Source organism: Bacillus sp. Medicinal_06 (genome assembly GCF_056711665.1).
On record NZ_JBWYHD010000027.1, the window covers coordinates 1 to 17039 of the forward strand.

Annotated in this window: 6 protein-coding genes and 6 pseudogenes; 5 read left to right on the forward strand and 7 right to left on the reverse strand. The window is 33.4% G+C overall.

Annotation, left to right across the window (positions count from 1 at the left end):
* Positions 1-267: 267 nt before the first annotated feature.
* Positions 268-2031, reverse strand: a complete 1764-nt coding sequence (gene ltrA, locus AC1M36_RS27325) for a group II intron reverse transcriptase/maturase (RefSeq protein ID WP_479846464.1) — start codon at positions 2029-2031, stop codon at positions 268-270.
* 1475 nt (positions 2032-3506) lie between these two features.
* Complete coding sequence (locus tag AC1M36_RS27330) at positions 3507-5231, reverse strand: helix-turn-helix domain-containing protein (protein WP_336454280.1); 1725 nt, start codon at positions 5229-5231, stop codon at positions 3507-3509.
* Between the two features lie 1102 nt (positions 5232-6333).
* On the opposite strand from AC1M36_RS27330, the gene AC1M36_RS27335 reads away from it, so the two are divergent.
* The 5 genes and pseudogenes from AC1M36_RS27335 to AC1M36_RS27355 all read left to right on the forward strand — a co-directional run bounded on the left by AC1M36_RS27335 (position 6334) and on the right by AC1M36_RS27355 (position 12756).
* A complete protein-coding gene (locus AC1M36_RS27335; protein ID WP_479846461.1) occupies positions 6334-8034 on the forward strand; it encodes a hypothetical protein in 1701 nt (566 codons plus the stop codon).
* A 1089-nt stretch (positions 8035-9123) separates the two neighbouring features.
* The gene (bla, locus tag AC1M36_RS27340) at positions 9124-10062 is read left to right on the forward strand and encodes a class A beta-lactamase (RefSeq protein ID WP_336454282.1); all 939 of its coding nucleotides are present in this window, start codon (positions 9124-9126) and stop codon (positions 10060-10062) included.
* A 161-nt stretch (positions 10063-10223) separates the two neighbouring features.
* Positions 10224-10367: pseudogene (locus AC1M36_RS27345) on the forward strand (helix-turn-helix domain-containing protein); the annotation flags it as partial.
* 923 nt (positions 10368-11290) lie between these two features.
* Positions 11291-11419: pseudogene (locus AC1M36_RS27350) on the forward strand (IS6 family transposase); the annotation flags it as partial.
* A gap of 17 nt (positions 11420-11436) precedes the next feature.
* Positions 11437-12756 (forward strand): aromatic amino acid transport family protein, encoded by a 1320-nt coding sequence (locus AC1M36_RS27355; protein ID WP_479846462.1) that lies wholly within the window; start codon positions 11437-11439, stop codon positions 12754-12756.
* Between the two features lie 75 nt (positions 12757-12831).
* Here the strand turns inward: AC1M36_RS27355 and AC1M36_RS27360 are convergent.
* The 5 genes and pseudogenes from AC1M36_RS27360 to AC1M36_RS27380 form a co-directional block, all read right to left on the reverse strand.
* Positions 12832-12999: pseudogene (locus tag AC1M36_RS27360) on the reverse strand (IS6 family transposase); the annotation flags it as partial.
* 16 nt (positions 13000-13015) lie between these two features.
* Positions 13016-13117, reverse strand: a pseudogene (locus AC1M36_RS27365) (YolD-like family protein); the annotation flags it as partial.
* Positions 13114-14182: pseudogene (locus AC1M36_RS27370) on the reverse strand (Y-family DNA polymerase). The pseudogenes AC1M36_RS27365 and AC1M36_RS27370, both read right to left, overlap by 4 nt.
* 319 nt (positions 14183-14501) lie before the next feature.
* The gene (locus AC1M36_RS27375) at positions 14502-16505 is read right to left on the reverse strand and encodes a serine hydrolase domain-containing protein (RefSeq protein WP_479846463.1); all 2004 of its coding nucleotides are present in this window, start codon (positions 16503-16505) and stop codon (positions 14502-14504) included.
* A gap of 280 nt (positions 16506-16785) precedes the next feature.
* A pseudogene (locus AC1M36_RS27380) lies at positions 16786-16914 on the reverse strand (transposase); the annotation flags it as partial.
* Positions 16915-17039 lie beyond the last annotated feature (125 nt).

The following is a 17039-nucleotide window of genomic DNA, read 5'->3' on the forward strand; positions in this document are numbered from 1 at the left end:
CTTCAACCAAACTTCGTTTTTTCGACGTATAACGCATTACATGAATTATTAATAGTTTCATAAAACTGGTCCACAATATTCTCCATCTCTTTATGTCTTCGGAAACTTTGCAACAGAACCCTTTTTTCTAAGCGCACATTCTTATGTGTGTTCTTTTTTATTTGCCATTAGTTTCGATAGGTAAGACTTTGAAGTTATCTCCATCTTTTCCCCCGCTTAACACTGTACGTGCGACTTTCATCGCATACAGCGTCCCATCTTATTCTTCTATACTAAAGTAACTAGATTACAAGCTTTACGGAGTTTGTTTATTTTCTTCAATTGTTTATCATTCAGTTGAAGTATTCTCATATATGTTCTAATCGTCTCTTCATTTGTAGCGTGAATCAGTCTGTGGACAAATTCGTGTACAATAATTAGATTATTAAACTCGTCAGTTCCTCCCATACCTTTCGGTATTTTGTGATGACAGTGTGCTTCATCAGCTAACAGAAAGATTCCTGTAACAGCACATTTTCCATTTTGCATAGAATATCTCGACATTCTGTTATCTGTATACTCTACGCTCTGCCCTTTATTGGACGATAGCAACATCTTCTGCATTTCATTGGCAATGTTACCTTTTAGGCTTTTGATGAGTTTTTGTCTTCCTTTTATAGTGTAGTTACACATGTCTTGACTGAAACTTTGTGGGAATCGTGTTTGTATGTCCGCTAGTGGATACACATGATTACCTGCTATTTCAAAGGTTCTATAATTATTCCTGTGAGTTCTTTTGTATAATGCGTTTGCATTGGGAGGAATCTTATATTTCCCTATTGATTTTAGACGATTAAACAAGGTTTTCGAGAGACGAAAGGCTATTTCAGCAAAGTCTATAGTTACATGTGTTGCAATTTTGTAATAGTTTTTAATGCCAAGCACGTAAGAGTTATAGTCCTGTACTGTTTTCCCTGATGGATTCTTTTGAATCGCTTTAATCCTTGTTTTTGCTTTCTCCAGGATGTCCTTTTTCTTTTTCTCGCTTACATGTGTGTTTGCCACATATCTTTTGCGCTTTTTAACGAATTTAATAGAGAATCCCAGAAAATCCGAAGATTTTCTTTTTAGATTCGTTATAGTTGATTTTTCATTAGATATGTTAAGGTTTAATTGATTCTCGAGATAACCCTCCACTGCATGAAATATTTTAGTTGCAGTTCTGTGATTGTTTGTAAATATTTTAAAATCATCCGCATACCTAACTATATACATTCTCTTTAATTTTGTTTTTGATAGATGATAATTTTTGTTTGGTAGTGTATATGTTTTCCTTGTTTTGATATTGTCCCACTGACTAGCTATCCACCAATCTAAGTCATTCAATACAACATTACTTAGTAATGGGCTTAGAACCCCTCCTTGCGGAGTTCCTTTTGTAGGAATGCCTATTCCTTTGATTGGTGCTTTTAACATTTTAGAAATGATTGTCAGTACTCTTCTATCAGTTATACCTATGTTATATAGTTGTTTTAGTAGTTTGGAATGGTTTACATTATCAAAGAAACCTTGTATATCAATGTCAACTACGTGACTATATCCCCCGCGGTTCATCAAGAATTGACACCTAGCCATCGCATGATGCGTTGACCTATTGGGTCTAAATCCATATGAATGCTTGTAGAATTTTGCTTCGCATATTGGCTCTAGAATCTGCTTGAACATTTGTTGAATCAATCTATCCCTCATTGTAGGTATTCCTAATGGACGTTTTTTTCCATTGGGTTTAGGTATTTCTACCCTACGTACCGTGTTTGGCTTATAGTCTACAAGAGCATTTCTTATGTTATCAACGAAAAGATCTACATTTTTCATTTTATAATGGTCGATTGTGATACCATCTGTCCCTTCAGTTTTAGAGCCAGTATTAGCCTTTATGTTTCTGTATGCCAATAGAATATTTTCTTTTGATATGATGTGTTTGTATAAATTTCTACCTTTAGTAGCATTGTTTTTGCTACGTTGATATAAATCACCAAACACTTTTTGTATATCGTAATATTCTGCATGTCGTCATGTTGTACTCACCGATGTGTTAATTCCCCTTTCTTACGAAAAGTCCCATCATCTTACTCGATCCTGTGAGTTACATCTAGTTAATTTAGTGTTCAAAGAACAAGACTAGGGACTATCCCTCCACATTCGTTACATGTTTCGTCGGTACTGTGTCCCCACCTTCACAAGAATGAAGCAATTTCGGTTCGTTAGAACCTTATATGCATCTGTCCGCTAGTAGCCGTTGGTGACAGTTTCTTGTTTACCACGTTCCGATTGACCTAGCTATACATATACCCTTAGGTGCTTGCTGTAAGCCTGTTATCTTTACATCCTCATCGTTAGAAGTTCCGAATTTCATATTATTTAATCTTACTTTTCGGTAGATAACGTCGTCATTAACGACATACACATTTCTAATGTATTAATCCTTTAGACCCGTACATTCGCAAGTTCGTCAGTCCGTTTGGACATTCTCACCATAGATAGTTTGTAGCATCCCGGCCTATCCATTACCATATGATTTCTCACTTAGGTTTTGTTCAGCCGACTTCACCTAGCTTCATACAATTTGTGACTACTATCACGCCTTGCATGTAGGAGTATTAGATAAATAGTTTCAGCTCAACCTGACGGCTTTCATTTCTACTTTCAGTCAAACAGTTGTTGTTATCAAATTGATAACCCTCCTATTTCGTGTTTGCACACTTATGAGGAAACGTGTCGCACAAAGGATTATTTTGTTTAAATTCCGCTTAATTTTCACTTAATTCATATTAATAACCATCTTATTATTTATAAATCTTTATATAATAAAGTTATTCAAATATTAGGAGTGTTTAAAATGTCAAACACGATACAACTCATTCTTTTCACCCTTATGGCAATTAGCTGTACTTTCGATTTAATAAAAGAACTTCAAAAGCCGGAGAAAAAAATATTACGGATTTCACTCGAGTCTTTAGTTCTTTTCTGGGCGATATGGGTGATAGCAAATATTCTAATTTAAATGACATAATATAAGTTTTCATCTGAATAAAACTCAATATTCCGTCAATACTGTAGATAGGCTAACCAGTCGAAACTCATTTAAATTTCTTTCTCCGTCCCCCTTTTGGAGATGCCTTGGAGTGAGCAGTTAGCTTTTGCTAGCTGCTCTTTTGTTTAAAATGAAATTTTTGTTTAGTTTTATATACTTTCATTGATTTTATCGATAAGCTCATTCAGCGTCACTTTATACAGCAGGTGATTTCGGAGGTCTTTCCACGCCATCCGATAATTTTCTCTATTTACTTTAACGTAACCTTTTCTGGAGTTTTAAAAGAAATTTCTTCTCTATCTAACGATATAACCACACTAATATAATAAGCCCCCCACTTGAATAAAGGTGGCACATTTATAATTAAAGGGCCTATTTCATATCTACTATAAAATAGGCCCTTCTTACGTTTCTATACATATATATTTTACTATTACATCTTTTCTAATATCATTTGTCTCTCATACCATTTTGACATTTTTTCAACTGCATTAGCTGATAAACGCTTGGTTTGTCTATTGCAAAATCTAGATAACGTAGGTGCCGATATTTTAATTTCCTTTGCAAGCTCTCGTATACTTATATTATCAACATTGTGTCGCTCTAGTATTTTTTCTCGAACAATTTCTTCATCAAAAATGTCAGGTTCTTTACTAACTGTTATTTGCGGCATATCAATAATATCTTTAGTCTTTTCACTATATTCTATTGTTGTTTCATTATTACTTTCTATTTCTAATGTTTTTTTCTTTGGTAAATTGTACATAGACTTAATTAATTCTTCTGGCGGAAGAATAGTAATATTTAAATCAATCCAATAATCTTTGAACCAAGTTTTCTTATTTAAACGTTCTTCATCTAATTCACTTGAATACTCCCACTTAGAAATCACATTCTCTCTCTCTAAGTCAGTGAGAACATTCTCTAAGTGTTCTCTAATACGACTTGGTTTCCATGTAAGTGGAATTGCCATAACAGCTAATAATCCTTTGTCGCCTCCAATTGAGTATGGGCGCTTTAAAGTAGAATATATTTGCCTAATTCTCCATTGCCATGTTAAATAGCGAATTAAGCGTTTATGATATTTATGTCGATAACTATTATATTCAAGTGCCTTTTTAGATAATAAGGCTGTAGTATTATTTGAACCATATAAATAACTTGATAAAAAGCTTCCAGGTTTAATTCGGCAGGATTCAATACCCATATATTCATTTGTTGTATTATGTCTCCATAATACAACTGAGTCTAGAACAAATAACCTTTTAATTACTTCTCTTTTTACTTTATATTCTTCATCATTTTCATTTTCATCATTTAAAACTACAACTTCATTATCATCATTTAAATATATAAAAATACTCGCTAAAGCAGCAATCCTCTTAGCAACCTTAATTTTATCTTCAGGTCTATAATATTCTCCCTTATTTACTTTCTTTTTCGGTACATTACACATTTCTAATACTTGCTCATATGAAAATTCGATGAATTCGTCTGGTGACTTTGCTTGAGCTAACCATTGTATAGTAATTGAATCCAATACATCCGCTGTGAGATCATCCATATTACTCATTACATCATTAACTAAAGTATTCCACCGGGACGCTTCATCATCTTTTATAAGCTTCAAATCCTCATCCCGATGCGAAGAAAGCTGAGCTATCGCATTACTCTCCTTTGTTTCAATCGGATAAGATTTCACACCCATATTTGAATCCTCTTCAAAATGATTTTTGGAGATCCCATCACGTAATTTAAAGTACACCGCGGAATTATTGACCTCAAAATAATCTTTATCATCTGTTCCATCTTCGATTGTTTCTACCTGAATTACTGTTTCATCACTTAATTGTGGTCTTTTATCATTTTTAAACTCTTCTGTTAAAAGATGTTCAATTTCTGAATGAATTTCATCCTTATACTGGTTCAACTTAATAGCAATTTGTAGTGAGGTTATTCCACTTTCATTCTTTTTACTAAGCCACGATACTAATGCTGAAAAAGATGGTGAAACATATTGTGATGTTACAACCTTACTACTATCTTTCTCTACGTCTGCACTAAAAGAAGTCCATTTCCCCCAAATTTCTTTGTTATTTCCATATAAAGGTTCAGATATTAACAAAGCATCAGTAAACAATTGTGCTAATTTCTCCACGCTGTCACTCCTTTCTTTCCTACATTCCTTTCAAACAACTCAATATTTAGCGAATTATATATAAATCATTCTTATTTTTCGATTCTGTGATTTTCAAAAAAATAATGAAACACTTTTGTCTTGTTTGTACAAGTGAAATAACATTTATTATACATTACCAACCAATATACCATCAATTAATCTAACGAATTAATAACCGAAACACTTTTGGACATATTGTTAACCTTTTTATAAATATGAAACACTCTTTTGTCCTTATCACTTCTCTATCAAACACTTATAGAAGCTTTTACATGAATAACACGTATATAATAAGCTAGATTCATTCATATCTATTTGAAACACACAATTGAAACATTTTTGTCATATCCTTGACCTAAAATTCAAAAGATGAAACATTAGTTAATTTTTCTTATTCCGATTATATATTTTCAAAAATTTTTTCAACATCCCATAAACCCATATATATCAATCGTTTTCCCCTCTATGTACAAAACGGATCCTAGATCATCCTGAAACGTTTTTGCCATATCCTTGACCTTATCAAATATAAGAAACACTCATAAACCCTTATGTACCAAGGGATTCTAAGTGTTTCTTTCTTTTTTCTACTACATATAAAACATGAAACATTTTTGCCATATCCTTGACCTTGTAAATTTTAAAACATGAAACGGTTTTTGCCATATCCTTGACCTAATATCCTTTTCAATTCTCTTACAACCCTTCATACCACTATATTTAATGGATGTTTCTATAATAAATGACTTATATATGAACATGAAACATTTTTGCCATATCCTTGACCTAAAAACATGAAACATATTCATTTATCCCTTGTATATTAACATATTCCTGCTGTTTCACTAATAATTTGACACATCCAAAACATGAAACGGTTTTTGCCATATCTTTGACACAAAAAAAAATGAAGAAAATCCTGTATCCCTTGTCACAACTGGTCTTATATCGTGTTTCATCTTCTCAAAATTCCCCTTAAAGGAACACCTTTTGGCAATTTTCGATTTGCTATAATCAAAATTGGTATATTTTATAGTTTCCTGGCATATATTTCTGAGTTTACAGGTAGGAGGTGAAAAAGATGGGGAAATCATTTATTATTCATAACCAACGTGCTCTAAATGGACAATCTACAAATGCAGTATTAGTAACACTGAAGTCTTGGCAAAAACTTGTTGAAGCTTTTGAAGAGAAATACTACAGCTATAAAGATACATACCTTGAAGATCTACTGGATCAAATGACATATGAGGAACGTGTTGCCGATGTAGATGGCTTTGTAGAACAAGCGAAACCATCTTTTTCACGTCGTATCCTGTCTGCTGTTTCTGAAACAATGGGAAGGAAACATAAATTATATGGTATTACAAACGCAGATTTAGAAGTCTTCTTATACCTACACAAGAAATGTTACACAAATGGAGTCATTCCAAATGTAACAGTACATATGATGTGGGAAGATTACAAGCAGTATAAAGAAGAATTTGCTTACATACAGCATTCTCAATTCTATATTGCATTAAAAAAACTAAGTCTACATAACATTGTCACGATTGAAAAGGAATTAGATGGCCGCTATACCATTAAGCTAACTCATTTTATGAATGAAGAAACTGAAAAGGCAAACCCTTATGTTTATATTAGCCCGGTGGTATTTACAAAGGCTTTCTTTGAGCTGTCAGTTGCAGCTAAGAAACTATTCTTGGACATTGCGATGCAACAGCACAGAGAAACTACACTAAAGCGTTCCTTGGACAAACAGGATGAAAGAGGAAATAAAACTCATTTTGGTGGGATGTACCGCTTTTTACATAAGAAATACCCGCATCAAATCCGTGCGGTTATGACAGAATTAACAACTGCACTACCGTGTACAGGAACTCCTCTATTCAAAATTTGCAAATTACAAAAAGGGGTTAATAATAAAAAAAGATATACGACTTTATATCTCTCCTTACATACGGATTTCTTATGTACAAAAGAAACAGGCGAAGTACAATATCGCGATCCATTCACGCCAAAGGTTATTTATGCTCGTAAAGCTCGTTTTATCGAATCTGTGCTTCATGATATGAATATTGGTGAATTTACAAAAGACATGAATAAGTTTATTCATGTACTTAAATATACATGCCATCGACAAATTCGTAGTGTAATTCATAGCCTACGTGACATGATAGATCGTAATGAGGAATATCCAAGTAAGTTAGTATATACACTGAAGAAACTACTAAACCAAACATCACAATATCAAATTCTTGATACAGCGGCTAAGGAAGGTATCTATCCTCTTATTACACAACATGTACCAAAAGAGAAAAAAGAACAAGCTGTATTTGATTTCGGATTGCATTTCTCTATGTACTCTCTGCGAAACATCAAAAAGTTGTTCCGTAAAACCTATGAGTTACTAAAATACAAATTTGCTGTACCTGTTACAGAGGAATCATATCACCGCAACTACCTAAAGTATCAAGAAGAAACGTTGTTTAGAAAGTACGCCTATGAACAAGGTGCAAATCTAAATGCTTATATGGCTTTAGAAATTGAAATACGTGAACTTTTAAAAGCAAGGGGACATAAAGAGCGCTTTATTCCTAGTGATGTTCGCGAATTGTTCATTGAAAAGATAGATAGATTACCTAAAGAAACGCTTCGTGTTATTGAAGTACCAGATGACTTCAATTTGATTACATTTATGCGTGCCTTTGAAAAGTTAATACGCGCTGGTATTCAAGTAACAACAGCTGAACAAGTACTTGAAGTAATCGAAACCAATTAACCATACTCCGCTCTCTATTTTTGAAAAAATTAAAAGTAGAGGGCTATTCGTGTTGATTCTGTTATTTGAAGGCCTTGCACTAATTCCTTATAACAACCGACTTTCCTCGATTCTATTAATAATAGAGTCTTTTTTTATGCACTCCTATACAAGAACTGTGCTACAACTAAATAAATTTCCACACATACTTTCATATAAACACGTTATGAGCAACCTTAATGCATTCAAATACCTACAAATAATCGCAAGAAAAAAGTTAAATTTTGTGTATAAGTAGATGAATATAGTCGAATGTGAATAACATAGTACTATGAGTACTGATATAAAGGCATTCTAGTAACTTACCTATCAAAAATCATCAACATTTGTGTGAGTTATATGGTAAATCTGGATTATGTTAATGACTTAGCACCTAATGTGAATGATTTGTGAATAAATAAAATAAAATTGTGGAAATTCTGTGGATTAATACAGAATTAAACAATTGAATAAATATGTTTAACAATGCATTAATTTGTTTCATTTTTTATGTAGAAATATATGATTTTGTTTATGATTATTTGTAGTTTTTATATCAATATTATGCTTACTTTTCCGTTGTTAAATACTACTATTTCTGATTTTTTACGCTATATTATTTTCAAAGTCCTTGCTACAGTAAGGATAAAACCATATTTATCAGTCCTATATAAGTTTTATCTTTATATTTTTAATATATAAGATATATATTTATATTAGATTTTATTACAAAATTAGTTTTTCACTTTGGATAAGTTATACTTCATATAAAGCGCCATGAAGAAATTATGAATTTAATTGAACAATATTAAACTATTTTCAAAACAGTACCTCTTTTTTATAAACGGTACGATTTTATACCAAAGTCACATCTATGGCTAGATTGTATTACACCATCACAAATGAAATAAGTAATAGAGCATGCTCTATTTTATTTTAAAGTTAATTATTTTATGTAAATTATGGAACAAAATCATTACTCGAATTGTCTATTAAGTGTACTTTTAAAAACTGGTACTCAAATTAGGTACATTGTATCCAATTTGATATCCATTTTCTGTATTACAAAAGATGAAAGGAATGATTATTTTGAAAAGTACAATGGTAATAAAAATAGGAATGTGTGTTGGAATATTAAGTTTAAGTCTTGCAAGTGTAAAACAATTTACAGGTGAACCTTTGAAGGCACAAGCAAAAGAAAAAATAGAGCAAACAAAACATACAAATTATGCGACTCGTCGAGAGTTCGTTCAACTTGAAAAAAAGTTTGATGCTCGGATTGGTGTCTATGCTATTGATACCGGTACAAATCGAACAGTCGCTTATCGACCTGATGAACGGTTTGCCTACACATCAACTTTCAAGGCTCTGGCTGCAGGAGCCTTGCTCCAGCAAAACTCAATAGACAAACTTGATAAGGTGATCACTTATACAAAAGATGATTTAGTTACGTATTCACCAATTACGGAGAAACACGTGGATACCGGAATGACTCTTTGGGAGATTGCAGATGCTGCGATTCGCTACAGCGATAATACAGCGGGGAACCTTTTATTTAAAGAATTAGACGGTCCAAAAGGGTTTGAAAAAAAGCTCAGACAGATTGGTGATAGGGTTACCAAGGCTGATCGCTTTGAACCAGATTTGAACGAAGCTAGTCCAGGAGACATCCGTGATACAAGTACAGCAAAAGCGCTTGCTACTAATCTTAAGGCTTTCACGGTTGGCAATATACTTCCAACTGAGAAGCGTAAAATCCTCACAGATTGGATGCGTGGAAACACTACTGGAGACCAACTAATCCGTGCTGGCGTACCAAAAGACTGGGTGGTGGGTGATAAGACTGGGGCCGGAAGCTATGGAACGCGAAACGACATTGCTATCGTTTGGCCACCGAATAGAGAGCCAATCATCATTGCAATTCTATCCAGTCGCGATACAAAAAATGCTACCTATAATAATGAACTTATCGCTCAAGCTGCGAAAGTTACCATCAATGCTCTCAAGTGATAATATCTCAGTTTTTTTATCATTTTCCGACAGAAGACTCCTTCTTCAAAAATGGGAAGGCGTAAAACACCAATTTTAGGTGGGAGATGAATGGCGGTAGACGTAAGCCTATGTTTTTCTTGTATACCGTAGTTATTCTATTACAAAGTGAGGTGCAACCCATGTTAGTAAATCAGGCATTTAAGTTTCGTATCTATCAGAATAAGGAACAAGAAATATTAATTGCTAAAACCATGGGGTGCACCCGCTTTGTATTTACCCATTTTCTTGCTCGTTGGAATGATACCTACAAAGAAACAGGAGAAATGTATATTTTCTCCTAGAGATGTAAATTTTTGTTTTGTGGTATTTGCTTTTCTTAGCTTGATGGTGATGTGTCAGCATCCTAATAAAAAGTTCTTTTTTTCTGAAAAATATATATAAATTCAAAGTTAATAATAAATATTTAAAAAGGGGATTTTATATTCCCTTAATTTATTCCTTTCCATTTACATTAATCATTTATTACAACAGCTTTCACGTCTAAAATAAGATGATTCAACAAAGGAAAATATAAGTATCTTTATAGGCCTCACCATATCATTCTGGGAATGCTGTACGTTTAGACACATTTTCTTCACAATTCCCCCCTTTTGCTGTACGCTAAGAGATATTTGTTCAGAAAATCATGTGTATGAACAGAGGATAAAACTCAATAATATCAACGTTTTCTAGCTATAATCATGTTCATAAAGTATATAAACAAATCAATGTTCAATTAAACTTAGATTTTTATCTTTCTGAACGTGTATTCATCTTTATAAAATACTGTAATGATAAGGGTTTGTAGTCCTTAGTGTACAATTACCCCAGAATGATATAGTGCCCCTTATAATGAGTTCCCAATATAATCAATGTTAATCAAAGGAACTCTGTGTTATGTTTGCTTTTTTACTAACTAATACAGCTTCAAACAAAAGACACAATTGCTACATGCCAAGTGTAATTTATTACCTATTCAAAATTCCGTTTATTCAATCTTTCTGAAAATAAAAAAATATTGAACTCATAAATATACAAGTTATAATGAGGGCGTCGAGAGATAATCTATTACCTCCGGAGAAAATATCAAACCTAGTTCTGGTGCGAAAATTCTAAAGATTTTGCGAGTAATCTTCTAAAATTGGACATACTGATACGATTACTCTAATAAAGGGTTACGATCGGAAGGAAAATTTATTCAATCTGAATGTGGAAGCGTTATCAGCCAGATCTTATTTTGTTAACAGTACGTTGGTACCTGCGGTACAACTTAAGTTTTCGTGATGTAGTAGAAATGATGGAGGAACGTGGATTATCCTTGGCTCATAACACGATTAAAGGAGGAATTATTATATGAATGGGAATACTGCAAAAAAAATAGAATTTCAAACTGAAAATACTGCAGTAAAAAATGAGAAATATCCAGATCCTAAAAAGTGGCATAAACAGGATACTACCTGGGCATTGAGCCTTTTTGGAACAGCAATTGGAGCAGGAGTACTCTTTTTACCTATTAATGCAGGTTCAGGTGGTTTATTATCATTACTGTTAATTACCATACTTGCATATCCTGTTATGTATTACTCACATAGGGCGCTTGCTAAAATGATATACGCTTCCAATTCTGCTGATGAGGGGATTACAGGTACAATTAGAGAGTATTTCGGAAATAAGGCAAGTATAATTTTTAACATAGTATATTTCGGCTCAATTTATACTATTGTGCTGATGTATTCGGTTGCACTTACAAATACTGCAAGTAGTTTTATCGTGAATCAATTGCACATGAAGGAGCCTCCAAGGGCCATTTTATCGCTTGTATTAGTACTCGGTCTTATAGCTATACTAAATTTTGGTCAAGATATCACTGTAAAGATAATGAGCATGCTAGTATATCCTTTCATAGCTTCTCTACTTTTTATCGCAATATCTTTGATTCCACAGTGGAATACGTCAATGCTTAGTTTTTCAAGTGTTTCTACTGCTTCAACAGGAACAGGATATTTTGGAACGATATGGATGATACTACCAATCATAGTATTCTCGTTTAATCATTCTCCTCTTATTTCGTCATTTGTTATGAAACAGAGAGCTACCTATGGAATAGAAGCTACTGATGCCAAGTGTGCTCAAATACAAAAAGTTTGTTATATCATGACATTCGTTGTTGTTATGTTCTTTGTATGGAGCAGCGCACTAAGTTTGACTCCAAATGATCTTAAAATGGCGAAAGAACAGAACTTATCAATCCTGTCATATCTTGCTAATGAGCTTAATTCGCCTCTAATCACTATTGCAGCTCCTATTATTGCTTTTGTGGCTATAACAAAGTCTTTCCTTGGCCATTATATAGGAGCATATGAGGTAATGCGTGATATGATTATCAAGTTCGGTAAAACACGTGGCAAAGATATAGAAGAAAAAACAGTTAAGACAATGATCCTTGCCTTTGTCGTATTAACATGCTGGTATGTTGCTTATGCAAATCCAAGTATTCTTGGAATCATTGATGCCCTTAGTGGTCCGTTAGTTGCTGCTATCTTATGTCTATTACCAATGTATGCGATCCGTAAAGTACCAGTACTAGCTAAATACAGAGGGAAAATGAGCAATGTATTTGTCATTGTTATAGGTGTACTTACTGTCCTAGCAAGTATTAAATCATTATTTTAATTCACTATTGTTGGTTCTGGTGCAAAAATAGTGGGATATGAAAAAAGAACGAAAGATTCCTAGCGGAATTGAATTTTATGTTGTTAAACCAAAGAGATCATGGATAAGATATATCTGTTTTTGGACAGACTTCTCACCTTGGAGAGTTTGTCCTTTTTTGATCATATGTATAACTTCTATTCCAGCAAGCACTTTTTTAGCTGTTTGCAATGATTTTAATCCAAGCATATTGGGGTGCCGTTCCAACAAACTTATAGTTCAAATCACAGATACCAACAAATTGTTCTGGCATACTGGAAAACATTTTCCATTTTACCATCCCTCTTCCCTTCGGCATATTTGCATTATTTGCGTTATTCATGATTTATGTCCCCCTAATAATGTGTTTCTATATCTTGTGGTTGCACTTTTCGTATAGGAAACGCCCCGTAATATACTGTTTTTACCGAAACGTGTTCTGATTTCGTCCATGACTCGCGTTAATTTAATTTCCTTTTCACGTTGCATTACGTTATCGAACAACGAAATCTGTTCTTCTCCTTCTGTAATCGATAGCAAACCTCTTCCGTATGTTCTACTAAGATAATCGGAATTTCATCTATTGAATAATCGCGTAATAATATCTGACTCTTAGCGATAGAAGTTTCTGCCGGAATATGTTTTTCGGATATACGGCTAAAGTCTATACCATTACTATGTAAGTGTAATTCTGCTCCGATTACACCGAAATTTTGTTTCAAATACTTAAGCGGATAATTCGCCAGATTACCGATTGTATAAATCCCTTTCCGGTTTAACTTGACTTCCGTTTTACGCAATATACCCCAAAATTTACTGAGCGGCCTTATACTCCATAACTTCTCGGGTATATCGTCGTATGTCCACTGCGTAATGCCGTCTTGATTCCTCTTTGCTTCAATATCCATTGCAACCTTACTCATTAATAAATTTGGACCGATGCCGATTGTGCATTCGATACGAGTGCGGTCGTAGATCTCACGTTTAAACTTCAGCGCAAATTCATACGGGCTATTCGTAAATAAGTGTAAAGAATCCGTCATATCCATGAAGAATTCGTCTATGAAATACTGATGGAAGTCTTCAGGTGCCACGTATTGTATTGCTAAACCTGTTATGTAATTCGAACATTTAATATATGTATGCATGATGGGGTTTACGATAAGTATATCTTGTCGTTTTGGTATCTCGTATAATCTAGCCATTTTTTTGACACCTAGTGCTTTAACCGGTAGTGTTGCCGCTAGTACTATCGTACTAGCGACCCACTTCAATTCACATCGTCCACTACGGCAAGTTTTGTATATCGCGAGTCTAATTCTCTCTTGATACAACTGACTGATGCGTAAAAGCTACGTAAGTCAACACATAATATAATCCGATTAGGCAAAAGAGAATAATCGTACAAAGTAATCACTCCTAATAATAAGAACTTTTGTTCTTATTATACGCGAATTTACGTTCTTTTAGGGGCTTTTTTAATTCGAACTTATACTTTACAAAGCATTATATTCTCTATAAATTGCAATTAACCTAGAATTATAGAAAGATATAATTATTCATTCTGAATATTTAATCCAAATCTGGTTATGCATAATAATACTCATTAAGGCATTTAGGGAGCATCTGTGCCAAGAAGTAAAAAAATATATTTCAATAAAGAAGGACAGCATCTTTATGCTATCCCTCTTTTTCTGTTCAGATATATATTCCATTCTTGTGGCAAATTAACTGCCTAACATAACATAAAATAACAAAGCCGCTGCCTCTTGCCGTTTCATTATTTGTTTTGATAAATAATCTGCTGATCCATCTTCATTATATATAACCTCTGGTCCGACTAAGTGATGACCTACAATGTTTTTCACAGACTCTATCGCCCAATCATCAGTTTCTCCTTTTAAAGTAGCCTCTGCAGGTGGGGCCTCTAGCGTTTCTAAATAATGCCAAGCAATCCATGCTGCTTCTTGTCTAGTAATAGCACGATCTGGATAAAACTGTTCTCCCTCTTTTTCGTATAAAATACCCAGTTCATATAACTTTTGAATATGGGATGCATACTGATGACCCTTTACATCAGAAAATACAGGGTCTTTTTTTGAAGGTGGTGCAAAGTATGCAATTTGAGATAACCAATATGAAAACTCTCCACGTGTAAGAGGGGCTTCAGGAACAAAATTCCCCTCCTTATTTGCTTTTAATATATCATATTGATGTAAAGGATCTATAAATTTAGCATATGGATGATTTACCTCTACATCTTGAAATCTCTTAGGTTCACTTAATTTCACCGCTGAACTACCAGAGTTCCAATGTATCATTTCTTTTACAGTACCATCTTCGTGAAGTTTAAACGCCATGTAATTACCCTTTTCATCTTCGAATAGTAAAGGATCTATTTGTTTTAATTCCTGTTTACCATATCTTTTATCACCTACAAATAACTTTCCTTCACTTATTTTTACATGTGTAATAAGGTTTTTCACCCGCAAATCACGGTACACACCTTCAAATTTTTTTAACTCTTCCTCGCTAGGTTTTAAATACTCTGGCTTCGTTTTATCTGGAAAATAGTGATTCATAAATTCATCAAATAATTCATAAGGAAGTGATGAACTATCTTTATTTGTGACAATAAAAACACCTATTTTCTGTTCAGGAATTAACCACATTAAAGAAGAGAATCCCGGTATATTTCCACCTTTCCCAAAAACATATTGACCATTATGGCTTTGCGGTAAAAAGAATTCAAATCCATATGTCATATTTGGATATTTTGGGTGCAACGCAAATTTTGTTTGTTGCATATCTTGCACAGTTTCAGTTTTTAGTATTTGTTTATTTTTGAATTTACCACCATTCAATTGAGCAATCATAAAATTGGCTACGTCACTTCCTGTAGAAAACATACTCCCTTGTGGCATGTCCGTCGGTCTTGTTTGATAAAATGGGATGACATCGCCTTTTTTATCGTATCCTGTTGCAAGCTTATCTTTAATAAAATTAGTCATAACAAAACTACTATTATGCATTTCTAAAGGGTAAAAAATATTTTTTGCCATATATTTATAAAAAGGTGTGTCTGTCAAATTTTGAACAATATATCCTTGCAGCATAGAAGCAAAATTATCATATGTATACGTATCTCCTGGTTTTCTCACTACTGTGGGCATATTTTCTTCTACATAATCTTTAAGTTGTGTATAGTCATTTATTTGATCATGAATATCCCTCGGTCTAGGATCCACGTCATCAAAACCTGTTGTATGGGTGAGTAAATATTTCATTGTCACTGGTTCACCCATATTATTTTGGTACTTTAATCCCCCCATATAATTTACTATATCTTTATTTAAATCAATTTTTCCTTGTTCAACTAACTGCATTACAGCACTAGCAGTAAAAACCTTTGATACTGACGCTAATCGAAAAACTGTTTTTTTAGGATCGATTGGAATATTCTTTTCTTTGTTGGAAAAACCGTATCCTTTTTGAAATAGAATCTGATTATCTTTGACAATGACAATAGCTACACCAGGTGCATTTTCTACTTTCATTTTTTCTGTAATTACTTTATTTGTGAAAGCTTCTACATCTTTAGTATTTAATGCTATAGAAGAAACTGTTTCAGCCTTCGAGTTATTACCACCCAAAAATACGAGAAAGAAACATAGACTTATAACTAATAAACTTCGAAAATGATGAATAATTCTATGACCTCTTCTTTCCAAATTAATTCCCCCTTTAAAGCTAGATTTGTTGATTATTTTCTCAGTGTGCTAAACATTGATTTGGATAATGAAACCATATTCTACCATATTTAGACATGTTTACCTAATTTTATTTGTATTCTGTAATTTCACCTTCCTCTGACTGTATAAACAGTTTGATCACCTGCTATCTTTGATTCTAAACAATGGTACCTGATTGAAGAATAAGATTAATATAATGTCTTAATTATCAATAGCAAGGAGTTTAGAGATACAAGAAAGTTTATATTATCTTCTGTTTATTAGCTAAGTGAATTTGTGGCGGTGCATCAAAAAGGATACGTATTTGATCCTCTTCACCGTTCATTTCAATAATTGTACAGTTCCACTTTGTAAATAGGTTGTGGGCAATCTCCTCAAGCCTATTTTTTTATCGTTTTCCGACAGAAGACTCCTTCCTCAAAAATGTGAAGGTGTGAAAACACCAATTTTAGGTGGGAGATGAATGTCGGTAGGCGTAAGCCTACTTTTTTTAGTATACTGTAGGTATCCTAC